This is a genomic window from Methanosarcina sp. MSH10X1 (assembly GCF_004099695.1).
Classification (GTDB): domain Archaea; phylum Halobacteriota; class Methanosarcinia; order Methanosarcinales; family Methanosarcinaceae; genus Methanosarcina.
In genome coordinates this window covers 47,850-72,922 of record NZ_SCHL01000006.1, presented here as the reverse complement: position 1 = coordinate 72,922, position 25,073 = coordinate 47,850, and the positions used below count along the sequence as shown (strand labels likewise).

23 protein-coding genes are annotated in these 25,073 nt (G+C 42.8%); 11 read left to right on the top strand and 12 right to left on the bottom strand.

Features of this window, described 5'->3' with window-relative positions:
* Positions 1–158: 158 nt before the first annotated feature.
* The 6 genes from EQO05_RS06970 to EQO05_RS06945 form a co-directional block, all read right to left on the bottom strand.
* Positions 159–893: a phospholipase D family protein gene (locus EQO05_RS06970; protein ID WP_128505049.1), complete on the bottom strand. Its 735-nt coding sequence runs from the start codon at positions 891–893 to the stop codon at positions 159–161.
* Between the two features lie 45 nt (positions 894–938).
* On the bottom strand, positions 939–2,303 hold the full coding sequence (locus EQO05_RS06965; RefSeq protein ID WP_128505047.1) for a radical SAM/SPASM domain-containing protein: 1,365 nt from the start codon (positions 2,301–2,303) through the stop codon (positions 939–941).
* Positions 2,300–2,662, bottom strand: coding sequence for a hypothetical protein (locus tag EQO05_RS06960; RefSeq protein WP_128505045.1), 363 nt, complete (start codon positions 2,660–2,662; stop codon positions 2,300–2,302). The genes EQO05_RS06965 and EQO05_RS06960 overlap by 4 nt, the downstream gene beginning before the upstream one ends.
* A 379-nt stretch (positions 2,663–3,041) precedes the next feature.
* Positions 3,042–3,608 carry an HdeD family acid-resistance protein gene (locus EQO05_RS06955; RefSeq protein WP_128505043.1) on the bottom strand — a complete coding sequence of 189 codons (567 nt, stop codon included), beginning with the start codon at positions 3,606–3,608 and terminating at the stop codon, positions 3,042–3,044.
* A gap of 261 nt (positions 3,609–3,869) precedes the next feature.
* Positions 3,870–4,847, bottom strand: coding sequence for an NADH:flavin oxidoreductase (locus EQO05_RS06950; protein ID WP_128505041.1), 978 nt, complete (start codon positions 4,845–4,847; stop codon positions 3,870–3,872).
* A 366-nt stretch (positions 4,848–5,213) separates the two neighbouring features.
* Complete coding sequence (locus tag EQO05_RS06945) at positions 5,214–5,594, bottom strand: response regulator (RefSeq protein ID WP_128505039.1); 381 nt, start codon at positions 5,592–5,594, stop codon at positions 5,214–5,216.
* 321 nt (positions 5,595–5,915) lie between these two features.
* Here EQO05_RS06945 and EQO05_RS06940 point away from each other — a divergent pair, with 321 nt between their 5' ends.
* The 5 genes from EQO05_RS06940 to EQO05_RS06920 all read left to right on the top strand — a co-directional run bounded on the left by EQO05_RS06940 (position 5,916) and on the right by EQO05_RS06920 (position 10,647).
* A complete protein-coding gene (locus EQO05_RS06940) occupies positions 5,916–7,097 on the top strand; it encodes a cysteine desulfurase (protein ID WP_128505037.1) in 1,182 nt (393 codons plus the stop codon).
* A gap of 3 nt (positions 7,098–7,100) precedes the next feature.
* The gene (gene fdhD / locus EQO05_RS06935) at positions 7,101–8,015 is read left to right on the top strand and encodes a formate dehydrogenase accessory sulfurtransferase FdhD (protein ID WP_240664422.1); all 915 of its coding nucleotides are present in this window, start codon (positions 7,101–7,103) and stop codon (positions 8,013–8,015) included.
* 51 nt (positions 8,016–8,066) lie between these two features.
* The gene (thiM, locus tag EQO05_RS06930) at positions 8,067–8,852 is read left to right on the top strand and encodes a hydroxyethylthiazole kinase (RefSeq protein WP_128505035.1); all 786 of its coding nucleotides are present in this window, start codon (positions 8,067–8,069) and stop codon (positions 8,850–8,852) included.
* Between the two features lie 144 nt (positions 8,853–8,996).
* Positions 8,997–9,659 carry a thiamine phosphate synthase gene (gene thiE, locus EQO05_RS06925; RefSeq protein ID WP_128505033.1) on the top strand — a complete coding sequence of 221 codons (663 nt, stop codon included), beginning with the start codon at positions 8,997–8,999 and terminating at the stop codon, positions 9,657–9,659.
* Positions 9,660–10,011: 352 nt separating this feature from the next.
* Complete coding sequence (locus EQO05_RS06920) at positions 10,012–10,647, top strand: DUF2284 domain-containing protein (RefSeq protein WP_128505031.1); 636 nt, start codon at positions 10,012–10,014, stop codon at positions 10,645–10,647.
* 272 nt (positions 10,648–10,919) lie between these two features.
* On the opposite strand, the gene EQO05_RS06915 is transcribed toward EQO05_RS06920, so the two are convergent.
* A complete protein-coding gene (locus tag EQO05_RS06915) occupies positions 10,920–11,789 on the bottom strand; it encodes a cation diffusion facilitator family transporter (protein WP_128505029.1) in 870 nt (289 codons plus the stop codon).
* A 614-nt stretch (positions 11,790–12,403) separates the two neighbouring features.
* On the opposite strand from EQO05_RS06915, the gene EQO05_RS06910 reads away from it, so the two are divergent.
* Positions 12,404–13,876: a right-handed parallel beta-helix repeat-containing protein gene (locus tag EQO05_RS06910; RefSeq protein ID WP_128505027.1), complete on the top strand. Its 1,473-nt coding sequence runs from the start codon at positions 12,404–12,406 to the stop codon at positions 13,874–13,876.
* Positions 13,877–14,283: 407 nt separating this feature from the next.
* Here the strand turns inward: EQO05_RS06910 and EQO05_RS06905 are convergent, their stop codons facing one another.
* The 4 genes from EQO05_RS06905 to EQO05_RS06890 form a co-directional block, all read right to left on the bottom strand.
* A complete protein-coding gene (locus tag EQO05_RS06905) occupies positions 14,284–14,955 on the bottom strand; it encodes a hypothetical protein (RefSeq protein WP_128505025.1) in 672 nt (223 codons plus the stop codon).
* Between the two features lie 314 nt (positions 14,956–15,269).
* Entirely contained in the window at positions 15,270–16,229 is a 960-nt protein-coding gene (gene cysE, locus EQO05_RS06900) for a serine O-acetyltransferase (protein ID WP_240664419.1), read from the bottom strand.
* A gap of 90 nt (positions 16,230–16,319) precedes the next feature.
* The gene (gene cysK / locus EQO05_RS06895) at positions 16,320–17,246 is read right to left on the bottom strand and encodes a cysteine synthase A (protein WP_128505023.1); all 927 of its coding nucleotides are present in this window, start codon (positions 17,244–17,246) and stop codon (positions 16,320–16,322) included.
* Positions 17,247–17,613: 367 nt separating this feature from the next.
* Complete coding sequence (locus EQO05_RS06890; RefSeq protein ID WP_128505022.1) at positions 17,614–18,018, bottom strand: transcriptional regulator; 405 nt, start codon at positions 18,016–18,018, stop codon at positions 17,614–17,616.
* Positions 18,019–18,315: 297 nt separating this feature from the next.
* On the opposite strand from EQO05_RS06890, the gene nifS reads away from it, so the two are divergent.
* The 5 genes from nifS (at position 18,316) to EQO05_RS06865 (ending at position 24,252) form a co-directional block, all read left to right on the top strand.
* Positions 18,316–19,473 (top strand): cysteine desulfurase NifS, encoded by a 1,158-nt coding sequence (nifS, locus tag EQO05_RS06885; protein WP_128505244.1) that lies wholly within the window; start codon positions 18,316–18,318, stop codon positions 19,471–19,473.
* Positions 19,474–19,594: 121 nt separating this feature from the next.
* The gene (gene nifU, locus EQO05_RS06880; RefSeq protein WP_128505020.1) at positions 19,595–19,990 is read left to right on the top strand and encodes a Fe-S cluster assembly scaffold protein NifU; all 396 of its coding nucleotides are present in this window, start codon (positions 19,595–19,597) and stop codon (positions 19,988–19,990) included.
* A gap of 89 nt (positions 19,991–20,079) precedes the next feature.
* Positions 20,080–20,994 (top strand): quinolinate synthase NadA, encoded by a 915-nt coding sequence (gene nadA / locus EQO05_RS06875; RefSeq protein WP_128505018.1) that lies wholly within the window; start codon positions 20,080–20,082, stop codon positions 20,992–20,994.
* Between the two features lie 397 nt (positions 20,995–21,391).
* Positions 21,392–22,702 carry an O-acetylhomoserine aminocarboxypropyltransferase/cysteine synthase family protein gene (locus EQO05_RS06870; protein WP_164888499.1) on the top strand — a complete coding sequence of 437 codons (1,311 nt, stop codon included), beginning with the start codon at positions 21,392–21,394 and terminating at the stop codon, positions 22,700–22,702.
* 2 nt (positions 22,703–22,704) lie between these two features.
* Positions 22,705–24,252, top strand: a complete 1,548-nt coding sequence (locus EQO05_RS06865; RefSeq protein ID WP_128505014.1) for a homoserine O-acetyltransferase — start codon at positions 22,705–22,707, stop codon at positions 24,250–24,252.
* Between the two features lie 367 nt (positions 24,253–24,619).
* On the opposite strand, the gene EQO05_RS06860 is transcribed toward EQO05_RS06865, so the two are convergent.
* Complete coding sequence (locus EQO05_RS06860) at positions 24,620–24,919, bottom strand: hypothetical protein (protein WP_240664418.1); 300 nt, start codon at positions 24,917–24,919, stop codon at positions 24,620–24,622.
* Between the last annotated feature and the right edge of the window lie 154 nt (positions 24,920–25,073).

Here is a 25,073-nt window from a genome sequence, read left to right as displayed (position 1 = left end):
AAACTTAGCCCTAATCTTAAAACCTAAAACTTCCTTAAGCCTTAATCTTACCGCCCAAAACCAAGTTGTTCCCAAGCCTTAACCCTCTCCAAAACGTGGCTGTTGAGAATAAAAGTTTATCACTCTCTGGCATTATTTAAAAGAATATAGCATATTAATTATTGATTTACCTCTTTATAACAATCCGTGCACAAAGGCTTACCAAAAGATGTTTTATTTGCCTTTCCGCAGTAGTGACAATACTTTTCTTGATATTTTTTATCCTTGTACCTTTGCCATGATTTAAAACAGGCAGGGCAGAGAGGCTTGTCCATATCATAATTAACGCCCTTACCACACCTTATACAAAAACAGCTATTTGGTATTGCTATTTTGCCAGCCTTTTTTAATTTCTTGCGGGCGCGGATGGTTTGATTGGCAATATCGCCAAAATCGATTAATTTCTTTTCATGCTTTTTACTGGCACCAAATAATAAAGAAATGTGCTGTGTAGTATCCGCATAAAGAACGGGATCTTTTGATTTATCAATTTTAATTCCCATTTCCCAATTATTTTCCTGGGAGTGTTGATACAGGTTCATCGATGTAATGACAGCAGTATCCTCATTTAAGTAACATTTAGCATGCAAATTGTCTAGTGAATAAATGCTAGCATTATTTAGTTGTTTTAAAAGAAAATCCATGTCCTTGTCATTGATTTCGTTGTTTTTGTCAGAACGATACAATACCTTAATATCAATCTCAGGAGATTCTTTCTCCGTTTGTTGAATCAGTATTTTTATCTTATCAGACATTTGAAGATACGGGCTTACCAGGTATAGCTTTTCTTCAGACCTTGAAATCATTTTACTTAGTTCTGAAGATGTTGCATTCGTATCAAGAAACTCAACCATTTTGATCACGATCTAAATATCTTCATTAAACTGTGTCAGCAAATCTTACTTGCTGTCTGCCCTCAAATTCTTCAAACTTGAAAACATATTCCGAACATAATTCTCCAGACCATACTTCCATTCCTTACATTCAGGTCGACCGCTGTTAATGAACATTGCCTGATGGGCGCAGCCTCCCATGCAGATGGGCAGCATTTTGCATTTTAAGCAGTCCGAATACTCGAAAGGTTCCCAGGTCAACCATTGAATTTCGCGATTTACTTTCTCGTTGTCCTGTCGTACCAGGTCGCCGATTTTTCCGATGCTTGAGGTCTTGTTGCCTATTTCGGTCCAGCACTTGTACATGTCCCCGTCCGGGTCAAGGACAAAAGCATTTGTCCGGTTGGCATCGCAGGCGCGGGCAAACCTCGGATAATAGGATTTTCTGCCTGCCTGAAATCCCATGAGGTTCAGGTTTTTATAAAATTCCTGGTTTATTGCCGAGAATTCTTCGGTCAACATGCAGGAACTCTCATACGACTTGCATCCCGCCGTATAGGGTATGACATGGCCCAGGTAGATGAATACGTCACTCAGGTTGTTCTCCTTTAACACGTCCAGGAGTCTGCTAATGTTTTCAATATTGGAGCGGTCGATGTTTACGCGAATATATGTCTCAATGCCATTCGTTTTCAAAAGCCTGACCCCGTCAAGAATCCGGTCGAAGGTCGGGCCGTTGCTTCCTTTGAGCATTCGGCGGCTGTCATGCACTTCGCGGGGTCCGTCCAGGGTAACATGGATAAACTTAATTCGGCTTCCTTTAAGGTTCTGCACGATGTCGGGATTTTCCGAAAGCAGGTAGCCGTTGGTAACCATGCCAGCCGAATATTCAACGCTATTCTCTTCCGTAAGTGCAATTATTTTCTGTGAAAGATCAAAAATAATATCTTTTGCCAGGAGCGGCTCTCCGCCGTACCAGGTCACGAATATATCTTTTCCCGTCTTTACAATTTTTTCAACGTAGCTAAGTAAGTCCTGCTTTACACTGTCTGGCATGAAAGCATTTTGCTCGCTCTTCCTGCTCTGGTTTTTCTCCGATTGTTCGAAGCAATAAGAGCAGGCAAAGTTGCAGGCTAAAGTGGGAGCGATAATTAGTCTGGTCAACGAGCTGTCATACTTGTCGCTGTTGTAGGCAAATTTTACCGTTTTCAGCTCATCCGCAGCGTCTTCAACAACGAATCCTCCCTTTTGCAGCTCATCAACAAACTGCTTTTCATTTTCTGGCAGGAGGGCGTAATCAAACTGAGAAACGTTCAGTAAGCCTGTACGGCTCTTTCTCACTTCAGCCAGTGCTGTAGTAAGACTGTTGAAAACAATTGCCTTTTCCGGGTCATCGGTTGACCAGACAAAATTATAAACTGACGGTTTCATTTCTGTAACTTTTTCTTAATTTGCGCTTGATTCTTAATCTGTGCTTGATTTTTAATTTGTGCCTGATTCTTTATTTGTGCTTGACTCTTTATTTGTACCTGATCCCTGATTTGTATCTGGTCACCGATATTGCTGTTACACTCGCAGAATCCGCAACCTCCTACACCATCGCATCCGACACATCCTCCACTGGCTGCTTTCAGCTTCTGGGGTAACACCAGGTGAACAATATCAGCAGATTCCTCAATAACTTTAATTTTCGCAGCCGGATTCGTCTCTGCTTTAGAGATGACCTGTTGCTTGAGCTCCTCGCGGGACAGCGTGGCTGTCGATTTAATTCCCTTATCAGTTTTTCTCATTATTTTGACCCCCTATAAATTATTAAAAAACACTTTTATTTTTTCTGACTTTAAATATGTCCTAACTTAAGTTAATAATTAATACTGATTGATAGTATAAACATTTAACTACAGATATAATTACTATTTATAACTCCACAAATATAATATTTGTGTTTGTTAAACCTAAAAGACTCATACTAGAATTAAGCTCTTTTATTAAGCTCTTTTATCCTTCGTGGTCTTCTGGTTTTCCAGTCAACATTAAAAATAGACTAATGGACAAGCTAATGATTTTCCGCGCAACCTTACTTCTAGAAATTATATACATCAAGTTCTGAGGTTAATCGAGCCTTAACTTAAATACGGAACACAAAAATATATTACAGCAATCCTGTTTTCAGGTTCTCATTTTTATTCCCCAGATTATTGCTCCAATTCCCCCGATAACAAAGAAGACCCCGAATACCCATGGCAGAACAATGACTCCGGTCAGAGAATTGGATAACAGAAGTAAACCCAGGACTATGGTAAGCGCACCGAGAATTCCCGTGCCCCACCCTCCTCCTTTAATTGCCGAAGTAACTATCACAGCACCGTTGACAAGAGCTAAAATTCCGATGAAGACCAGGAGTAATCTAAGAACTATGAAGGGACTGATGATAGGATACATCAGTATAACAACTCCCACAATTATGCTCAGGATACCTGAAAGCAATTTCCATTTCCCGTTTTTTGTAAATATCAGTGCACGTATAACAGAAAAAATTCCTTCTACCAGCCAGAAAATGCCTAGAATTTGTATTAGCAGAATAGTGGTTGCTATAGGCTCGTATAAAAGGAATATACCTATAATAGTAGCAATAATTCCTTCCAGAAGAACCGACCACCACAGTTCCTGAGGTACTTTTGGTCCCTGCGGTACTTTTAACTCTATTCTGGGACCAGTATCAACCGGTTGTTCCATATATCCCACCTCCCTTCTCTGAACTTTGTAAAAACGCTTTGTCTTCTTTCTTTTGATCCATATTTACCCCCATATTATGTGCCACAAAAAGAGTTCAATTTGTCATTATATAATATTATTCAGAGAATATAATATTATGAGAAATATAAATGAGGGGTCAGTGTTAAAAGAAGGATAGAGGTGAATTAAAAACTCACACGTGCATGTATGATTTAATGAATTAAAAACCTTATAAAAGTCCTGCTTTAAATCCCCATAAATTCATTCTTCACTTCTTGCCGGACATAAGGTATGGTCAGTAAACCAGAAACACCTCTTACACCCTGCACACGTGTTCACAGGCTCGCTGTTAATTACATGATTGGCAAACTCAGGGTCAGCTAACATTCCCCTGCCGACAGCAACAAGATCCACATAGTCATTCTCAATCAAAAATCGTACCTGTTCTTCCTTGCGGATTTCATTAACTGCGATAACGGGAATATTTACTTCCTTTTTGATCTTACAGCCACTATAGGTCATGGGACTGCATATGAAACCTTCGGGAACAGGGTTTGCAGGAGGTTCCATGCCAAATGATATATGCAGTAAATCAATACCGGCTTTTTCAAAGGCTCTGGCTGCTTCGATGCCGTCTTTGCTCTCTGGCAGATATTCACCCATGCGCACGCCGACAATAAAGTTTTTGTGAGTATTGTTCCGAATATCCGGTAGAATCTGTGTTAAAACCCTTGCCCTGTTTAAAGCGTCGCCGCCGTACTGGTCTGTCCGACGATTGTAAGAAGCATCAAGAAACTTGCATAAGGTAAACCCGTGGGCGAAATGATACTCAACGCCATCAAAACCTTTTTCACAGGCGCGTAGGGCTGCTTGCTTCATATTTCTCTGCATGGAATGAATTTCTTCAGTTGAGAATTCATTAATATTCATATTCCCGCAATGAAGTTGCAGCATTATTGTTGCACCATACGCATGGCAATTGCTCACAATTTGCTTCAAAGCCGCAATATCACCTGTTGACCACATGCCTGTGGAATCCACAGCCCCAAAAACGCTGGTTGCCTGCACAATAATAAGACCTGCTCCACCTATTGCACGTTTTGTATAATGTTCGATGTGCTGCTTTCCATAATATGATCCATTATCCCCACGAAAAGAAAAAGTAACCATAGGAGGCATTACAATTCGATTTTTAATGTGGTTTCCGCGAATCACCAGTTCGTCTGTTATCTCGGTCATCATATTTCCCCGCAAACTCTTTTCTTTTATGATTGGTGGATTTTAGTGAATTTTCTTGAATCCCGGTAAGTTTTCTTTATTTCTTCCTATATTGGTTTTCGCCACAAAATCTGGATAATGAAAAACCGGATTATATTTTGCTAAATTCCTGATTTATATTCTACAATATGGCTGGGTGGTGATATCAGGAGCGGAACTTACTGCAGGTAACCAAATTAAGAGATTCAAAATAGAAAAACCGTGCTGTATTGTGTTTTCTATACAAAAACCCGAATGTAAGTGAAGTATTACATACTGGGACTTTTAGCCGGAAATATGTTTAATTTCGGAATGGAAGCTTTGTTTAGTTCCTGTTAGCTCAAAAACCTAATTTGGCTCGGCAATTTTTTTAAGCATATCCAGGATTCCATCCGATTCAAAGGGCCTTACTACAAAACCCATAGCACCTATTTCCATGGATTCCGTTATAAGAACCTGCTGGCCAAAGGAAGAGAACATTGCCATTTTTGCTTTGTTGTCTACAACAAGTAATTTATCCAGTAAACTTTTCCATTTCATATTGTCCGGCACATTATCCGGCACCATTATATCCATTAACACGAGGTCAGGCTTTACCTCCAGATACTTTTGAACGGCTTCGTCTTCATCAGCCACCTCAGCGACCACTTCGTGCCCGTGCCTGAAAAGAGTGTCACGGATTGCCATCCGCATAAACTCGGCCTCGTCTACGATCATAACCCTTGCCATTTGTTTTCCTTCTTTTTATTTTTATTAAGATAACTATAATATTCTGCGGTTTCATGCATGATTCATTAAGCCGAATACTCCCCTGGTTCCCTGTTAACGAGAAACTTCCAGTTAATCTACGGAACTCAACTGTCTTATTCTTTTTGGTCAGTATTGAGAAAGCGTGCTTCATAACAGGATCAAACATATACGCTTTATACGCCTGCTGTCTTGTGAAGGACTATTATTTATGCAGGAGAAGATAAATGTAAATTCGTTCTGTGTTACAGTACAGTGCCTTTCTTTGATAGGAATGAAAAGCGGTAGTATGGATGAAGTTTTATGAGAATTGAAGACTGCCTGGCTGACTTCCAGATACCCAGGTTCCTCCACTATATGGATAGTGCGGCAACCAGTCTTATTCCTGAGCCTGTAATCGCCTCAATGAACGAATACGACCGGCAGTACCGGGCCAGTGTTGGGCGGGGGATGCACAGGCTTGCAAGGGTCGCAACCCAGAGGTATCAGGACGCACATGATAGGGTCAGCAGTTTCATTGGCGGGAAAGAAGGCACGACAGTCTTCACAAAGAATACGACCGAAGCTATCAATATGGTTGCAGCCGGCCTTGACTGGCACCCCGGAGATCGGGTGGTCACAACAGGAGCAGAGCACCACTCCAACCTGCTTCCCTGGCTTCGGTTGCGCCAGCAGGGCATTAAAGTGGGAATTATCCAGCCCGGCGAAGCCGGAGTCTTTGGTCTCGAAGCATTTAAGGAGGCAATTACGGAAAGCACAAAACTGGTTGCGGTCAGCCATGCCTCAAACGTACTCGGCACCATGCAGCCTGTCCGGGAAATTGCTGAAATTTGCAAAGCGAGGGGAGCCTATCTTCTGGTTGACGGGGCACAATCCGTTCCCCATTTTCCTGTGGATGTCCGGCGCATGGGCTGTGATTTTTTCTGCTTTTCGGGACATAAGATGCTCGGACCGACCGGCACAGGCGTTCTCTGGATGCGTGATGAGGTTATTTCTCCCCTCATACTGGGCGGAGGCACAGTCGAGGACGTCACAACCGGAGGATATACCTTAACCGACGGATACCGGCGATTTGAAGGGGGCACCCCGAACATTTCAGGCGCGATCGGGCTTGCTCAGGCTGTGAAATATCTAGAGAATCTGGAGATGGATGCCGTATTCAGGCACGAACAGAAACTTACTGACCGCCTGCTTTCAGGGCTTACCGGGATTGAAAACGTCACAGTCTACGGGCCTGAAAACTTAAAAAACAGGATAGGGGTCGTCTCTTTTACCATAGACGGAATCCACCCGCATGAGATCGCATATCTGCTTGATGAGAGAGCCGCAATTCTTGTCCGTTCGGGAGACCACTGCTGTATTCCGCTGATGAGGTATCTAGGGCTTGAAAATGGTACTGTCAGGGCAAGCCTTTACCTGTATAATAATCTGGAAGAGATTGACCTGCTTATTGAAACCGTTGAAGAAATCGCTCGTATGGTGTAACGGGTGCCTGAAAAATGTGAAAGCACAATCCGGGAATATTCCGGAATGAAGTCTAAAGAAACAAAAATCCGTCAGGAATTTGGTGTAAGAATGTACAGCACGGTTCCTTATATAAAAATTGATGGCGAATCAATGGTTCCATCCTCACATGAGGTCGTAATGGAAGTGCCTCTTGCGGTCTTCGTCAACGGGCGCCATGCTCTAACAGCCATGATAAGCCCGACAGAGCTTGAGGAGTTCGTTACAGGATTTCTATACACGGAAAGAATAATAAGCAAACTTGAAGATCTCGAATCCCTGCGTATAGAAGAGCAGGGAGAAGAGAAAAGTGTCACCGGCATGAGTGCAAGTGTCCTTACTAAAGATCCTTTTTCGATCATGTTCTCAGGCAAAACCGTGCTTTCGGGCTGCGGCGGCGATACTTCCTATCTTGACGCTGACAGGCTTCCTGCTATCCGGTCCGACCTGATCCTGGAACTTTCCACGGTAAAAAATATGATGAGAGTCACCCTGGCTTCCGAGCTTCATGAAAGGACAGGAGGGATCCATATCGTAGGGCTTTTCGGACCCGAGGGCAAGCTCTGCATAATGGAGGATATAGGCCGGCATAATGCTCTTGACAAGGCAATAGGTTACGGGCTGAAGCATGGGGTGGATTTTTCCAGGACAATTGCAGTCTCTTCGGGGAGGCTCTCCTCGGAAATGATAAGAAAATGTCTTATAGCCAATATTCCTATTATTGCATCCAGAGGTGCAACCACCACGCTTGCCATAAGGCTTGGGGAACAGTCAGGTCTTACTATTCTCGGTTTTGTCCGGGGGCAGAAGATGAATGTTTATACAGGCGCAGAAAGGATCAGGAATAAGGATTCTGCTGAGCATGGCTCTGATCATAACGTTTCTGATTGCGACCCCTGATGCAACCGGCCCTGTACGGATAAGCTCCTAAAACGTCTATTGAGGAATCTTATGAACACTCCGTTAAAAACAATAAGAGAAAAAAAACCCCTTATACATCATATAACAAACTGGGTAACGATTTATGACAGCGCAAACATAACAAGGGCTTTTGGTGCACTGCCTGTAATGGCGCATGCCCCTGAGGAATGTACTGAGATGACAGGGATTTCCTCGGCTCTTGTGCTTAATATCGGAACCCTGACACCCGGGATAATTGGTTCCATGCTTCTCTCGGCTGATGCTGCAAATAAAAAGAAAATCCCGGTCGTGCTTGATGCCGTCGGGGTAGGGGCAACGAGGTTCAGGGACGAGATGGCTGCAAAAATTCTTGGTTCGGTCCGTATCGATATTATCAAAGGCAATTACTCGGAAATTGCAAAACTGGCAGGCGAAAATGCTGAGACAAAAGGGGTTGAAGCAACTTCAATTAATGCGGACCCCGAAAAAATTGCAAAGAAATTCGCAAAGTCAAGTTCCTCCATTGTCGTGATGACAGGAAAAGAAGATATTATAAGTGATGGAGAGAGGGTATTTATTGTAAAAAACGGGCATGAGCAGATGGGGTCGATTGTCGGAACCGGATGCATGGCTGCATCGGTAATAGGTTTGTTTGCTGCTGTAAATCCTGATTACTGCGAAGCCTCCAGGGACGCTTTATGTTACTTCGGAGTTGCAGGGGAACTTGCAGCCGAAAAATCAAGCGGGCCCGGAAGTTTTAAGGTTAACCTGTATGACGAAGTATTCAACCTGTCGGATGAGAAAGCAAAAAATATGATGAACTTTGAAGAAAAATAAGTTCAGAATAAAAAAGATGAGAACATTAATTCAGAAATATAGAGATCTGTAAGCCCCTGAAGAAAAAGGACTGTAAGTTCCAGGAAAACGGATTTCTGAGAAAGCATTTTTTGAAAAACTATAAGCTGGGTGGATTTAAGCATTATGAACCAGAAAAACTTCAACCGGATAAAGTCCCTTTTAAAAGAAATCGATTTTTATCTCGTAACGGATTCCGGACTCTCGAAGAAAGGGACTTTATCCGATGTCAGGGAGGCAGTTGAGTCAGGCTGCAGGATTGTTCAGTACCGGGAAAAAGCCAGAAGCACGAAAGCGATGGTCGAAGAAGCCTCCGAAATCAAGAGGATCTGCAGCGGCAGAGCGATATTTCTGGTAAACGACAGGATCGATGTCGCTCTGGCTGTTGATGCGGATGGAATCCATATCGGGCAGGACGACATGCCCATTGAAATGGCAAGGCGACTTCTTGGAGAAAACAAGATCATCGGCCTTAGCGTCCACAACAGGGAAGAGGCAATCCGGGCGGAGAAAGCCGGAGCTGACTATATAGGGCTTGGTCCTATCTTCGATACGGCTACAAAAAAAGACGCTGGAGAAGGAATAGGTCCGCTTAAAATAAGAGAACTTAAAGCCGCAATTCAGCTTCCTGTAGTTGCAATTGGCGGAATAAACAAAGAGAATTGTCAGAGCGTTATCCAAAACGGAGCTGACAGCCTGGTTGCAATTTCTGCAGTTGTGTGCAGTGACGATGTAAGAAAGGAAACCAGATACTTCATTGATATGATCCGAAAAACCAGAAGGGAATAAGCTCCACCAGTTGCTTGCCTCTCTCACTCTAACTCTTTTTTATTATAATGCTCCAGTAGCCTGGTTTTCCCGATTTCCTCAAACAATGTACTTTTCACCATTCCTGAAAGCTGTTATTATCATATATTGCAGTATTATATTTTCTGGCCAGACGCTAAGTCCATATTTTACAAAAAAATGGAAAATTTTATCTAAGGTAAGTTTAATTCTTCCACTTCAACAAATAAAAATTAAACTGATAGTGTCTTTACGTATTATTAAATAGTAACCTGTGCTCGCAGTGCCTACTTTTAATTCAATAACGGCTAATTAATAGTTTTTACTCAAAATAATGTTTTTAGAAGGGATGAATTTGTCATCAAGAGACATACAACATCAAGAGTTTGACTTTCTTACAAAAAAAGCCCTGGAACTGGAAGCAATTGATGCAAAGATAATTCCTACTTACAAAGTCTTTGTAGAAAGAAGAGTTGTTTTAAAATGCAGGGGTTGCATAGGGTACGGAAAAAAGCTGACATGCCCTCCGCACGTTCCCACGGTTGACGAGTTTCGGGAGATCCTCAAAGAATATAGTTACGCAATGCTTGTTAAGTTCAGGTCTCCTGCAGTCGCAGATGAAGAAATCGCAAAAGCCCCGTACAAAACCTGGCTTGACCCGACGGAGCCTGAAGAAACAAGGGAAAAAGCTGCTAAATTCTGGTCAGATTATTTTGACTACAGCAAGAAGATGGCGTCCGCAATGCTGGAGCTTGAAAAGGCAGCCTTTAATGAAGGTTTTACCTTCGCAGTCGCATTTGTGAACGGTTCATGCAGGCTGTGTGAAAAATGCAATGTGGAGAAGGGAATCTGCCTCCACTCAAACATGGCAAGAATTCCGGAGCATGCAGTCGGAATCAATATGAAGAAGACAGCCGCAGAATCAGGTATGCCCCTGGAATTCCCCATTAAAGGACAGCCTGAACCAATGTCTATCCTATTGATTGACTAAGGCTATCAATTGTGAGAGATGATGTCAGGGAAACTGTACGCCAGGAAAAATCTTAACGAAAAGCATTATGGAATTCAAAAAGGCAGTTAAAACCTATCCATAAAGGGATGGGTAGGTGAAGATAATAGTTGCTGGAAATCAAGGGAATTTAATTTCTTTAAAGGTCGATTAAAAGGAGGATTCGTGTTATTAAGAAGGAAGCGGAGCCAGACACTGGTGTCTCTTCGGAGTTATGTTTATAAAGGTGAGATTCTGGCTTTACGCTTTCATTTTTATTTATCCAGAACACATACCGTTCCAGAACAGGCTCCTTCACCTTCAAGTTCAAGCGTTGAGTGTTCGATATGATGTTTTTCTAATTCGCTCTTGATATAATGCTTTATATCATCCGGTCTCTGTAAATATTTATCTTCGACAACAACATGAGCTGTTAAAATATCGGTTTCTCCTTCCAGAGACCATATATGGACATCATGGACCATTCTCACTCCTTCAACCGATACGATAGCTTCCTTAACCTTATCAATGTCGATGTACGCCGGAACACCCTGTAGAAGAAGATTAAATGTCTCCTTTGCATTTCTGGAAACCCCCCATAATACAAAACTAGTGAATCCTATCGTCATTATGGGGTCAATAACAGGCTCATTCCAGAACTTTATAATTACTGCCCCGACGAGCAGGAATATCCAGCCCAGAATGTCTTCCAGAAGATGCCAGGATAATATTCTTTCGTTCTGGCTCAGCCCTTTCTTCAATCTGAAATATCCAAGTCCGTTTATGAGAATTCCGAGAATTGCAATTAAAACCATTCCTTCAGCATTTACGGGCTCCGGATTGAACAGGCGCGGTATAGCCTGCGATAGTATGAACAATGATCCGGCTATAAGCACAATAGTAGCAAATAACGCAGATAAAAGAGATAACCTTCGATACCCGAAAGTCATTTTACTCGTTGAAGGCTTTTTTGCTTTCTTTTCTGCAAGCCAGGCTATTATCAATGCAAAACTGTCAGCGAAATCATGCAGAGCATCAGCCAGCAAAGCCAGGCTGTTTGTTAAGAGCCCTCCAATTAATTCTATAACTGTGAAGAGTATGTTCAAAGCTGCAGCGAATCCCACATTTTTTTCCCGATCCCCCATAAACAGTACATCAACTCATGTCGTTATTAAATTTTCTGCGTTTTGTTTCATTTTAAATAAAGAACGTCTATTCATTTCAATTGAGCAGTTAATTCACAGAAATCTGAATGCTCATCCTGTAATGTTTAACAGGCTGTCTGAAAACTACAGACCCAGTATATAAGTTTTCTAAAAATGCACATGAAACATAAATTATATCAGTTTATTATAAATACAAAGTTATCCATATGTCAAAAACCTGTCACATATGTGAACATAAATTTAAAAGGCTTTATGACTGCAACAACAGAAACTAATAAAATTAATTAAACATTATATTCTGGTTATTGATAAAAGTCCCTCAGGTGCATGAATAGAAAACCCAATTGTCTTTAAAAAATTTCAAATGCTTGAGATTAACATGTGTTTTCGTTGTAATCCTGGAGTTTTGCTATGTACAGTTTGCTAAGACAGCTATTAACCAGTTGTCGGGATAAATTGTTGAAAATCATGAGTAAAGTAACTCTTCTATATTTTCCTCAGAACACAGAAGACTGCTCATTTCCGAACACTTTCAGTTACTCGCCTCCTGATTTCCTCAATATTGGAAGTTTATAATTGAACAGGGGATAAAAATGAACGAAAAACATCTGAGATACATACAGCAGAACAGGAAAAAAATAGGGATTTTCGTTGTAATTCTCTTTTTCTCAATTGCACTGGGAATACTCATTTTTCATACTATAGAGTCCAGTTTTTTTCCCAAGCCGTCAAATAAAACTGTGTATGTAGCTGCTGATGGAAGTGGAAACTTCACCTGTGACGGGAGTGATGATCAGGTAGAGATAAATAAAGCTCTTGCATATGTTGCAAAAAATCCCGAGTTTTCAACTGTTCATTTGAAAGGAAATACTACATACGTTATCTCTGACAGTATTTTTATCGGAAGCAATACGGTCCTTGAGGGGGACCGAACAGCTGTAATTAAACTCGATGACAATGCAGACTGGACAGTAGGCAAGCCCATGATAACACAGACGGACAGTGACGGAGTCAATAGAGTCACTGTAAAAGGGTTTCAAATTGACGGAAACCATGACAGAAATAAAGATAAAAAGAGAGGGCAGGGATATTACAATATGATCCATTTCCTTGATTCTGAAAATATAGACGTTCATGGGATGTATATGCATGATGGGCACGGAGATGGGCTAAAAGTAGAGAGAAGCTCCAATATCATATTTTACAATAACAAAGTGTATAAATTAGGACATGATGGTCTTTTTGCCATCGACAGTCAGAACATAAAAGCGTGGAATAACAAAATAACCTGCAGAACTAATGGCGGGCTTAGAGTAATGAACTCAAACCACGTAAAATTCCATGATAATGCGATTGATTCTTTTTATCACTGGAGTGCAGGCGGCTCTGCAATTCTGGTTGAAAAAACGACAGGTATCGTTAATGATATAGAGGTGTATAATAATACTATCAATAATACCTATGGGCCAGGAATGTGGCTGATAGGTTACGGAGATTCTTATTCTAAGGAAGAGGCACAGAATGTCCGCATACACCACAATACCTTCTACAACACCGGTACGAACCCCAGCATTAATTGGGTAGGAGGGATAGTGACAAGTGGGTTTTTTGATACCCTCGTTGAAAATAATGTATTCGATGGGATATATCACGGAGCCATTATTAATATGTATCCTTCTTCCGGAGACTTAGACCATTCAGTTGATCTTTCGCCTCAGGGGACAGGATATAAAACCATTGTCCGCAATAACATAATCATTGCCACCCAGAAGCGCACGAAGGATCCTGATGGGACAGGATATGCAGTAATTAATTATCTCCCTGAAACGCATACAATTGTGCTGGAGAATAACTGTTTATACAACAATTCGGGCGGAACTTATAAAAATGCAGTTTCAACTGCAGACATCTATACAGCCCCTCTCTTTGTAAACCGGAGTAAACACGATTACCACCTGAAATCGAACTCTCCCTGCATTGGTGCAGGATATTCTTCATCAGACTCTTCAGGGTACCCTGCCGAAAACGGTAATAATAAAAACGGTACTAACATAGGAAGATACTGACAATATAGAAGATAAGGCTAATGTTGCAAAGTTGACATAAATCCATCTTATTATTAGTCAATCAGGGTTCTTCAGGAGCACTTCAGGAGTTCTTAGCAGTCAGAAGTTCGATTGACACTCAAAAAATGGTAACTAAAGACAAGATTGAGAGAATCGAACTCTTATTTTTATAATCAGCTTAAAATTTGCTCAAGAATTAATGAGTGCAGGAAAAATAAGCTTCTAAAAAGTAGTTCTCTTTTTAAGATTCTCAGAAAAAACGATAAAAAGCCTCAAAACTTGAGGCTCTTTAAAATTCTCCGGGATTATAAGATTTGAAAATTATTTTTTATGCTCAATACGCAAATAATTACGTTCGAGAGAACAATTAGATTACCATTTCAGGTTCTCCATGTGTTTCCATCCTATCACTGGCTATTATTCAACCATCTGTTGCCATCCCAGCGCCGGTGGTTCTGGTCATCCCACCAGTGCTGTCCGTCCCATCTGAAGGTTTGATTTCCCACCATATGGGGCATCATCATTGTCTGATTTCCTATCATAACAGGCATCATGGTTTGATTCGCCGTCATGAAAGGCATAGCCATTGTCTGGTTTTCCATCATGAAAGGCATAGCCATTGTTTGATTCCCCATCATGGGCATCATAGTTTGATTTCCCCTCATGACAGGCATCATCATGAATGGCATCATCATTGTTTGGTTATCCATTGTAACAGGCATCATCATAAATGGCATCATCATTGTTTGGTTTCCCATCATAACAGGCATCATCATTGTCTGATTTGCCATCATGCACGGGGTTACTGTTTGATTCCCCGTTATATAGGGTATCATTGTTTGATTTCCCATCATATGGTGCATCATATGTTGCATCATAGTTTGATTTCCCATAATGTCTTCATGATGCTCGTCCATTAGATCCTCATCATGATCGTCCATCATGTCCTCGTCATGATCATCGTCCATCATACTCTCTTCATGATCAGCCTGTCCTGCGATAGGTTCTATTAGTGCAATTACTATTATTCCTATGAAAACCAGCAGCAACGCTGACTTTACTATCCGAGATTTGATCATTTTATTCCCCACTATCTGTTTAGTTTGTTAAACTTAAATCTGATGTAATATATACATTGCATTATATAAAAGTTTATAACATTAATTGCATCTGTTAAACCGGAGTTACAAAATCAGGGTGCAATTTAAAAATTTTGTAGAAAAAAGCCTGTCTAAATCAACTTTAAAACGTTCTATATATAAGTAAGAATGTCTATACCTGGCTGTTCAGCTGTTTACATCTACCGATACTTTCAGAAAATGAGCTGAATAAACACTCTGAACTTTTAACTAAGTTGCCAGAGTATTATGTGCTTATCTCAAATGTGCTTATCTTAACGGACTGCCTGTTTTTTGTGCCTATCCCAGCTCCAGGGCTCGTCAAGGATATTAACATTAACTTTTTCTATCCCGCCTGCACTCAGGACTTTTCGCCGGACCTGTTCCTTAAAGTACTCGATCATAGGGCAGGAGCTCGTTGTCAATACAAGGTTTACATCGACGTTTGGCCCGTCCACTATTACTTCCTTGACCAGTCCCAGTTTTACGATATCCATCCCTACTCCGGGGTCGATCACGTCTTTTAGCAGGGAATAAATTTGCTCGTCCTTAAGTGCTGCTTCCTCCATAGTTTTCCCCTGTCCGGAAATTGACTCTTCATGTGCCTTGAACTGGTCTTCTAACCTGCTCAGCCGGTCAAGTACCTGGCTTATCACAATAAGTCCGGGATCAGGCAGCTTATCATGGTCCAGTTGCCCTGTAGAGACAGGGGGACGCGGCTCCGCAATTCTCGCAGGCACTCCCACGACCGTAGCTCCGGCGGGGACTGGCCGGATCACGACCGAACCAGCGCCTATTTTAGCTCCTCTTCCAACTGTAATCGGGCCGAGTACGGCGGCACCTGAACCGATAACCACATCGTTTTCAATAGTAGGATGACGCTTTGTCCTTTCAAGGGCTGTTCCGCCCAGCACAACCCCCATATATATCAGGACATCGTCCCCGACTTCAGCGGTTTCTCCGATTACAACCCCGGACCCGTGGTCTATAAAAACTCGCCTTCCAAGCTTTGCTCCGGGATGGATTTCAATACCTGTTAACGCTCTGGAGACATGAGAGAGTAAACGGGCAAGAAAATAAAAGTGTTTGTTCCAGAGGGAATGAGATACCCGATGTATCCAGATGGCATGCAGGCCCGGATAACAGCAGATTACCTCAAGCGTAGACCTAGCTGCAGGGTCTTTTTTAAAAACGGTCCTTATATCTTCCCTTATTCCCATTAGCAATCTTCCCATGTTAATTCTCAATCGATCGGTCAGCCATTGTAGATGGATAAGTCAAGCGCCAGGCAACTGCCTGTATTCATTCATACACTTGCCGATAAATCAGTCAAACAGGTCCGTGCTCAGATAACGCTCTCCAGTATCCGGCAAAATCACAACAATTGTCTTTCCGCTCATCTCTTCTCTGGATGCAACCTGCAACGCAGCGTAAATGGCAGCGCCTGAAGATATTCCTGCAAGGATGCCTTCTTCCTTTGCCAGGCGCCGGGCTGTGGCAGCAGCCTCCTCTCCTGTTACTTTGATAATCTCATCGACCAGTTCAAGCCGGAGTACATCAGGAACAAAACCTGCGCCGATCCCCTGAATCCTGTGCGGGCCGGGGCTTCCGCCGCTTAGCACGGGAGACTCGGCAGGTTCGACTGCAATAGCCTTAAAAGCAGGTTTCCGTTTTTTGATTGCGCTGGCAATGCCTGTGATAGTTCCGCCTGTCCCCACGCCCGCTACAACGATATCGGCTTTACCGTCCGTATCTCTCCAGATTTCTTCAGCGGTTGTCCGCCTGTGAATCTCCGGGTTTGCAGGGTTCTGGAATTGCTGGGGTATGAAGTAAAGCGCAGGGTCGTCACCTGCCATCTGTGCGGCTTTATTGACTGCCCCTTTCATGCCTTCTGCCCCAGGGGTCAGGACGAGTTCTGCTCCCAGAGCTTTGAGCAGTTTTCTCCGTTCTACGGTCATTGTCTCAGGCATAACCAGTATAAGCTTATAGCCGCGGGCAGCACAGACGCCTGCAAGTGCAATACCGGTGTTGCCGCTGGTTGCTTCAATAATGGTCGTGCCCTTTTTGATCTTTCCCTCACGCTCGGCTTCCTCGACCATTGCCAGCCCGATTCTGTCTTTTACACTGCCCATAGGGTTAAAAGATTCGATTTTAGCCAGCACATCCGCATGCAAGCCCTCTGTCATGTGGTTTAGCCTGACAAGAGGCGTATTGCCAATTGTCCAGGTTATGTCGGAAAATATTCGCCCCATACTTCTACCGTCTCCTTACCTGCCTTATCCTGCAGCTTATTTCTGCCAGGTTCCATACCGTTTTCATTTCCCTCTGGTTATATTATAAACTGCCAGTGATGTATGTTTTTTCACTCAAACCTTTTTCAGGCCTTATTACAGTCTATCATATGAGGTCTCAATCTGCCTGAAATCCAGCAATTCGAGCTGTAAATATAATGCAGTATGCAGGCAATTTACAGAAAATTCACAATTGTGAATTTATCTTATGTTAAATATAGTTGTCGAAAAATTGCTTCATTGAAAAACTGAACTTAAAACTGAACAGGATTAATGTCCGGATATGGAAAAACAATAGGGAAACCGATAAAAGCAAGAAAAGAAAGCTTCAAGCTTCAGATTCTTTTTTGTCTGCCGCTATCCGTTCCGCTTTGCTCTCAGATTCGTCTACTTTTTTATTATCGGCCTGCTCTTCCGAACCGCAGCCGCTATTGCATTTCTTTTCAATTCCCCGGGCGCTTACGCAGATCTCACAGATCCTTACGACAAAGTCTGAAACCTTATTTTCGATCAGGTCCTGAGCAAGTTTTTCGATCAATTCCTTCGTCTCACCCTGAAACTCGATTCTGTATCCTCTTTTTCCCGAAATATACTGGGAAACTGCCGACGGGGCAATCCCAAGCAGCTTTGCCGATGTTGCCTGTGACTGTCCTTTTTTTACGAGTTCGATTGCAAGACTGGCCCTTATTGCGGGGACCAGATCCCACACAATCTTCTGACACGGAGTTTCCATAGTTACCATCACTTTTTAATGTTTACAATTGAGAACAGATACATCTTATGCACATATATTTATTATCAGTATAAAAAATAATAATATGATTGTCCGGAAGGGCAGCAAAAGAGATGAAAATTTTGAGAATCGGCTCGATTTGTAATACCTTCCGGAATCTCAGAAGACAACCGGGATCTCTCCTGTAGATTAATTTTTTTCCCCGAATCTAATGATAAAACTTAAATAGTCACAATTGTTATCATTATTCACAATTGTGAAGGTGAATATGTGACCGTTAATGACAGGGCTATTTACATGGATAACTCGGCTACAACTCCTTTAAGAAAGGAAGTTGTCGAAGAAATGCTCCCGTTTATGACTGGAAATTTCGGAAACCCTTCCTCAATTTATGAAATAGGAAAAATCTCAAAACACTCAATAGACGAGGCAAGGAGAAAGGTTGCCTATGCACTCGGGGCTGAAGAGAATGAAATCTATTTCACATCCGGAGGCACGGAATCCGATAACTGGGCAATTAAGGGGATAGCCTTTGCAAACCGGAACAAAGGAAAACACATAATCACCTCTTCTATCGAACATCACGCAGTCCTGCATACCTGTGCCTGGCTGGAAGGGCAGGGTTTTGAGGTAACATACCTGCCTGTAGATAAATACGGAATGGTGTCTCCTGAAGAAGTCCGGAAAGCTATTCGGGATGATACCATCCTTATTTCCATAATGCTTGCGAACAACGAAATCGGGACGATCCAGCCTGTAGAGGAAATTGGAAAAATTGCGAAAGAGAACCGGATATATTTCCATACGGATGCAGTACAGGCGATAGGTCATGTCCCAATCGATGTCAAAAAAATGAATATTGACCTTCTCTCCCTTTCAGGGCACAAGTTTGAAGGCCCAAAAGGTTGCGGAGCCCTCTACGTACGAAAAGGTGTAAAAATAGAGCCTCTCCTGCACGGAGGAGCTCAGGAAGGCAGGCGCAGGGCAGGCACCGAGAATGTCCCTGGCATTGTGGGCCTTGGAAAAGCTATAGAGCTTGCAACAGCCGAAATTGGGGAATTGAATAGAACCCTTCTGGAACTGAGAGAGCGCCTTATCAAAGGTCTCCTGAGAATCCCTAAAACCCATCTTAACGGGCATCCCAAACAGAGGCTTGCAAACAACGTAAATATCACGTTGGAGTATATAGAGGGCGAATCGCTGCTGCTGCTACTGAATGCAAAAGGAATTTTCGCCTCGACCGGAAGTGCATGTAATTCAACTTCTCTCGAACCCTCGCATGTGCTTACAGCCTGCGGAGTCCCGCACGAGATCATTCACGGTTCACTCAGGCTCAGCCTCGGAAGAATGAATTCCGAAAAAGATGTGGACAGGGTACTTGAGGTAGTGCCTGAGATCGTGCAGAAGCTCCGAAACATGTCCCCACTGACCCCAGAGGAGTACAGGACTACTTAAGAGGCAGTAGTTTGCGATTCAAAAAAGAGCTTAGCTCGTTTTAAGAAGTTTCAATATCCCTGGAAAATCCGATAATTGAAAGAATTAAATTGAATTGAAAAATAGCATTGGAGGACAGTTTATGGAGTACAGCCCTAAAGTAATGGATCATTTTTCGAACCCGAGAAATCTGGGCAGTATTAAGAACAGTGACGGCGTAGGAGAGGTCGGAAACGCAAAATGCGGAGATATAATGAAAATTTACCTTAAAGTTGAGGATAACCGGATTGCGGATGTCAAGTTCCAGACTTTCGGATGCGGAGCCGCAATCGCATCAAGCAGTATGGCAACCGAACTTATTAAGGGAAAAACTCTGGAAGAAGCCTGGAAGCTTTCAAACAAAGCCGTTACAGAAGCACTTGACGGTCTTCCCCCGATAAAAATGCACTGTTCAATGCTTGCTGAAGAGGCAATCCATGAGGCAATTAATGATTATCTCAGAAGAAAAGGGCTTGAACCGTGGACAGAGGATGAATAATTCCGCGTTATTCCGGCTAAAATGGGCTTGAAAAGAGTTTATTTGCCAAATGAGATCAAAATAACACTATCTTTCAAAACGAGATTATTATGGAAAACCAGTTAATTATAGAAGAAATAAAGAAACTTAAAGCCGAAAGAAATGCCGTAATCCTTTCCCACTTTTATACCAGGAGCGAAGTTCAGGAAGTTGCGGACTTTGTAGGAGACTCCCTTTCCCTATGCAAAGCCGCAGTTAATTCAAAAGCCGATGTCATAGTTTTTGCAGGCGTTCACTTTATGGCAGAATCGGCATCGATAATTTCCCCTGAAAAAACAGTGCTATTACCCGTACCCGATGCAGGCTGCCCTATGGCGGATATGGTCACTGCGGAGTCTCTGAGGGATGCAAAAAAGAAACATCCCGATGCTGCAGTCGTGTGCTATGTAAACAGCTCGGCAGCCGTAAAAGCCGAATCCGATATCTGCTGCACATCGGCAAATGCGATAAACGTGGTGAACTCAATTGAAAGCCGGGAGATTCTTTTTATTCCGGATAAAAACCTGGGAGCTTTTGTATCTCTTCATACCGATAAGAAGATCCATCTCTGGCCCGGATTTTGCCATGTTCACGAGAACATCAGCGGCGAAGATATACAGGAATTGAAAGAACTGCATCCTGATGCCGAATTTCTCGCGCATCCCGAATGCAGGCCTGAAGTCCTGGGCTTTGCGGACCGGATTCTCAGTACGTCAGGAATTATAAAAGAGGCGGGAAGTTCAGGTTCCACGGAGTTCATCATCGGAACCGAGAAAGAAATTATTCGAAGCCTGAAAAGAAAATACCCTGATAAAAAATTCTATCCTGCATCCGGGAAGGCTTTCTGTTATAACATGAAGAAAATCACCCTCGAAGCTGTCCTGAACAGCCTCCGAAATAACGAATTTGAAATCCATGTTCCGGAGCAGATAAGGGTTAAAGCCAGAAAAACTCTGGACCGGATGCTTGAGATTAACGGAAATTGAACTGAAGGAACGGGTTATGGTTTTTTCCCTGCATTTCAATTCTACTTTCCTTTTTCAAGAAACCTTTCTTCACGAAAGGTTTCTTTCAATTCTCAAATTCGTGTTTTCCCTTTTTCTTTTTTGTTACAGATAATTTTATATATTAACATCACGATTTTGATGTTGTAATCACAATTGTGAACATATACAAAAAGATACTCATCGTCAGGATGGCAGAGTGGTTATGCTTCCGGCTGCAACCCGGAATTATGTGAGTTCGATTCTCACTCCTGACTTTCAAAAAGGTTGAAACGAAGTCGAATCCAGAGACGCCTGAGAGGAGCCTCGCGGGATAGAGGAGAAATATAACCTGGAGGTAAGTAAAATGACGGATGAAAACGGAAACCGGAATGAAGAAATGAACAGGAATAATAAGGAAAGTCGGACAAAAAAGAGGTTCGAGAACCTGGGAGTCTCTACCCTTGCCGTGCATGCAGGCGCGAAACCGGACCCTGCCACAGGAGCAAGGTCAGTTCCGATTTACCAGACCGCAGCATACGTTTTCAACGACACCGAACATGCAGCAGACCTTTTCGGGCTCAGGAAGGAAGGCAATATTTATACCCGGCTGATGAACCCCACAACCGATGTCTTTGAAAAAAGAATCACTGCACTTGAAGGAGGCATAGGGGCGCTTGCAACCTCCTCAGGAATGGCAGCAATTACAACCGCACTTCTTACTTTTACGAGACCCGGAGATGAAATTGTTTCGGGCGATAAGCTTTACGGAGGAACCTACGAGCTTTTCAATTATACTTTCCCCAAACTCGGAAGAATCGTAAAATTCGTAAACTCAAATAAGCCTGAAGAATTCAAAAACGCAATCTCCGAAAAAACAAAAGCCCTGTATGTGGAATCAATAGGAAATCCAGGGCTTGATATTCCTGATTTTGAAAAACTCGCAGAAATTGCCCATGCCGCTGGAATTCCGCTTGTTGTGGACAATACGGTTTCTCCCCTGATTTTGAAACCGATAGAGCACGGAGCCGATATAGTTGTACTCTCTGCGACAAAATTCATAGGCGGGCACGGGACTTCCATAGGAGGGTTAATTGTTGACTCCGGAAACTTTGACTGGAGTCCTGAGAAATTCCCTGAGATCTGTGAACCCGATCCCGGATACCATGGCCTGCGGTACAGGGAAGCTTTTGGAAAGGCAGCCTTTATTGCAAAAGCCAGAGTACAGTTCATGAGGGATACCGGGGCATGCATATCTCCCTTTAACTCGTTCCTGCTAAGCCTGGGGCTTGAGACCCTGCCTCTCAGGATGAAAAAACACTGTGACAACGCCCTTGAGGTTGCAAAATTTCTGGAAACACATCCGAAAGTTTCCCGGGTCTACTATCCAGGACTCGAATCGCATAGCAGCCATGAGTCTGCAAAGAAGTACCTTAAATCAGGCTACGGGGCACTGATAGGGTTTGGGATTAAAGGCGGAGCCAGTGCGTGCAAAAAGTTTATTGAGGATCTTGAAATTTTTTCCCATCTTGCAAATATCGGGGATGCAAAAAGCCTTGTAATCCATCCGGCTTCAACCACCCACGAACAGCTGTCAAAGGAAGAACAGCTTGCCTGCGGTGTAACTGAGGACTTTATCAGGCTTTCGATAGGAATCGAGGATGAAAAAGACCTGATTTTCGATATCGAGCAGGCACTCTCCGGGGTCTGAGCATGGAGATCTCTACCCGGATTGCTTCTTTTAAAAACTTTTTTTCGGGAAAAAAAGGCCAGAACCTGGGGATAGTTCGTTCAATGAACTACGAAATTCCCGGAATTTTCAGGTTCGAGAATGGAAAGACCCTCTCTCCTGTAAGGATAGAGTACGAGATGTATGGGAAAATGAATGCCGATAAAAGCAACGTTATCCTGGTCTGTCACGCCCTTACCGGAGACGCCCATGCTGCCGGGTTTCATGCAGGCGATAGAAAGCCTGGCTGGTGGAATATTGTAATCGGCCCGAATAAGGCTTTTGATACGGAAAGATACTGCATTATCTGTTCAAACATAATCGGGGGCTGCAAGGGCTCTACAGGCCCTTCTTCCGTTAACCCTGAAACCGGAAAGCCTTATGGAATTTCCTTTCCCGTACTCACCATAGCAGACATGGTAAATGCCCAGAAAAAGCTTGTCGAGCAGCTTGGGGTAAAACAGCTTTTTGCAGTTGCAGGTGGCTCGATGGGCGGAATGCAGGTGCTCCAGTGGACAGTCAGCTACCCTGAAATGGTAAAAAAGGCAATTGCAATAGCAACAACCGCATCCACAACCCCTCAGCAGATCGCATTCGGGGCAATAGGCCGAAAAGCCATAACCGATGACCCGAAATGGAACGGGGGAAATTACTACGGAAAGGAAATCCCTGCACAGGGCCTTGCACTTGCCCGAATGATAGGCCATATCACATACCTGAGTGATGCCTCTATGCAGAAGAAGTTCGGAAGAGCCCAGCAGGACGAAGCAGGCCCGGATCTGTCAGATATTTCTTCAGACCCCTTTCCTGACAGCTTCTCGAATTTTCAGGTGGAGAGCTACCTGAATTACCAGGGGGATACCTTTACAAAGCGCTTTGATGCCAATTCCTATCTTTATATTACAAAAGCCGTGGATTTCTTCGATCTTTCAAAGAACGGATCTCTTATAGAAGGGCTTTCCGGAGTTACGGCGAAATATCTCGTGATTTCCATAACCTCAGACTGGCTCTATCCTCCCTACCAGTCCCAGGAAATTGTTTCTGCGCTTACTGCAAATGGAGTTGATGCCAAATACGAGGAAATCCGATCCCAGTACGGGCATGATGCTTTCCTGCTTGAGGAAGGGCAGCTCAACTACCTTATAAGGGGCTTTCTCTCACAGATCCTTGTAAGCGATATCATGAATCCTAATTTCTATTCCGTTTCAAGGGATGAAACCCTGGAAAACGCCTCAATGCTCATGGTAAAAAAGAAAGTAAACCATCTGCCTGTCGTATCCGAAGACGGAAAGCTTGAAGGCATAGTTACCTCCTGGGATATTACAAAAGCTGTCGCCTGCAAAATCACGGAACTGGAAGAGATAATTACCCGTGACGTGAAATACGTATATTCGGGCGAAAAAATCGAGGCTGCCTCCTCAATAATGGAAGATTACTCAATTTCCGCGCTTCCGGTCATTGATTCAGAAAGCCGGATCATAGGTATGGTTACGAGTGAAAGCATAAGTGCACTTATCGGAAGGTTCGGTTAATTCGGGAAAATTCCTTTAACTTTCAGAAACCGGGCTGATGGCAAAGTTCTTCTCTTCAGCCCTATACTTTTTTTAAGTTCGCTTTAATTGAGGATAAGCTATTTTTTAATCATTTACTGTCCCACAGCGTCCTCAATAACAGCTCTGTTGTTATCGTTCCGCACAAATATCCAACTTGAACCGGCTATCTTCAATTGAATAAAGATGCATCTTCAGGGATCTGTAAAAATGAGATAAAAATATCAGTTATTTTACATTTAGAAGATTTTTTAATAATTACTTAAAACCAGAATCGGAAAAAAGTGATTTTCAGATCCGATTTTGCAAGACGGATTCGCCTGCGTTCCCAGACCCTGTCCTTGCCGGATTATCCATATCTTCTCATGGGGTTTCTTTTAGATAATTTCTCATTTTTGGATATCTTGCTTAAAGCTACCACAAAAGCCGAGAAGAATATTATAGCGAGTAGTATCAGGTTTACAGGGCTGGTTAAGTCTGAGAGATTATTCACAAAAGGACTGGTAACAGAATATCCTGCGTTGCTGACGGAATAGGCGTTCTCGGGTTGCAATCCGTAATAAGCTGCCTCTATAATTACTGTTATAAGTGATATTAAACAGGCTATTGTAAAACTGCGTATTAAAGTATCAAATCTCATCATGATCATCTTTATAACTTCATCCTGAAATATAAGTTTATTTCAGCCAGGTACCCTGCCGATTTTTCTAAGAGGATAGGAACTCTCCACCAGCGTTAGAAATTAAACAAATTTTGTTCCGTATCCTGCTGGTGGAATTGTCGCCTTCGGTTAGAAGAAAAGA

Bases quoted from the DNA above. Each gene is read 5' to 3' on its own strand.
- EQO05_RS06955 (WP_128505043.1), bottom strand. From the start codon at position 3,608: ATGGAACAACCGGTTGATACTGGTCCCAGAATAGAGTTAAAAGTACCG.
- EQO05_RS06950 (WP_128505041.1), bottom strand. From the start codon at position 4,847: ATGACCGAGATAACAGACGAACTGGTGATTCGCGGAAACCACATTAAA.
- nifS (WP_128505244.1), top strand. From the start codon at position 18,316: ATGGATAACTCGGCTACAACTCCTTTAAGAAAGGAAGTTGTCGAAGAA.
- EQO05_RS06960 (WP_128505045.1), bottom strand. From the start codon at position 2,662: ATGAGAAAAACTGATAAGGGAATTAAATCGACAGCCACGCTGTCCCGC.
- EQO05_RS06945 (WP_128505039.1), bottom strand. From the start codon at position 5,594: ATGGCAAGGGTTATGATCGTAGACGAGGCCGAGTTTATGCGGATGGCA.
- nifU (WP_128505020.1), top strand. From the start codon at position 19,595: ATGGAGTACAGCCCTAAAGTAATGGATCATTTTTCGAACCCGAGAAAT.
- EQO05_RS06860 (WP_240664418.1), bottom strand. From the start codon at position 24,919: ATGATCATGATGAGATTTGATACTTTAATACGCAGTTTTACAATAGCC.
- thiM (WP_128505035.1), top strand. From the start codon at position 8,067: ATGAACACTCCGTTAAAAACAATAAGAGAAAAAAAACCCCTTATACAT.
- EQO05_RS06910 (WP_128505027.1), top strand. From the start codon at position 12,404: ATGAACGAAAAACATCTGAGATACATACAGCAGAACAGGAAAAAAATA.
- cysE (WP_240664419.1), bottom strand. From the start codon at position 16,229: ATGGGAAGATTGCTAATGGGAATAAGGGAAGATATAAGGACCGTTTTT.
- EQO05_RS06870 (WP_164888499.1), top strand. From the start codon at position 21,392: ATGAACAGGAATAATAAGGAAAGTCGGACAAAAAAGAGGTTCGAGAAC.
- EQO05_RS06915 (WP_128505029.1), bottom strand. From the start codon at position 11,789: ATGGGGGATCGGGAAAAAAATGTGGGATTCGCTGCAGCTTTGAACATA.
- EQO05_RS06970 (WP_128505049.1), bottom strand. From the start codon at position 893: ATGGTTGAGTTTCTTGATACGAATGCAACATCTTCAGAACTAAGTAAA.
- EQO05_RS06905 (WP_128505025.1), bottom strand. From the start codon at position 14,955: ATGATCAAATCTCGGATAGTAAAGTCAGCGTTGCTGCTGGTTTTCATA.
- cysK (WP_128505023.1), bottom strand. From the start codon at position 17,246: ATGGGGCGAATATTTTCCGACATAACCTGGACAATTGGCAATACGCCT.
- EQO05_RS06865 (WP_128505014.1), top strand. From the start codon at position 22,705: ATGGAGATCTCTACCCGGATTGCTTCTTTTAAAAACTTTTTTTCGGGA.
- EQO05_RS06940 (WP_128505037.1), top strand. From the start codon at position 5,916: ATGAGAATTGAAGACTGCCTGGCTGACTTCCAGATACCCAGGTTCCTC.
- nadA (WP_128505018.1), top strand. From the start codon at position 20,080: ATGGAAAACCAGTTAATTATAGAAGAAATAAAGAAACTTAAAGCCGAA.
- thiE (WP_128505033.1), top strand. From the start codon at position 8,997: ATGAACCAGAAAAACTTCAACCGGATAAAGTCCCTTTTAAAAGAAATC.
- EQO05_RS06890 (WP_128505022.1), bottom strand. From the start codon at position 18,018: ATGGAAACTCCGTGTCAGAAGATTGTGTGGGATCTGGTCCCCGCAATA.
- EQO05_RS06965 (WP_128505047.1), bottom strand. From the start codon at position 2,303: ATGAAACCGTCAGTTTATAATTTTGTCTGGTCAACCGATGACCCGGAA.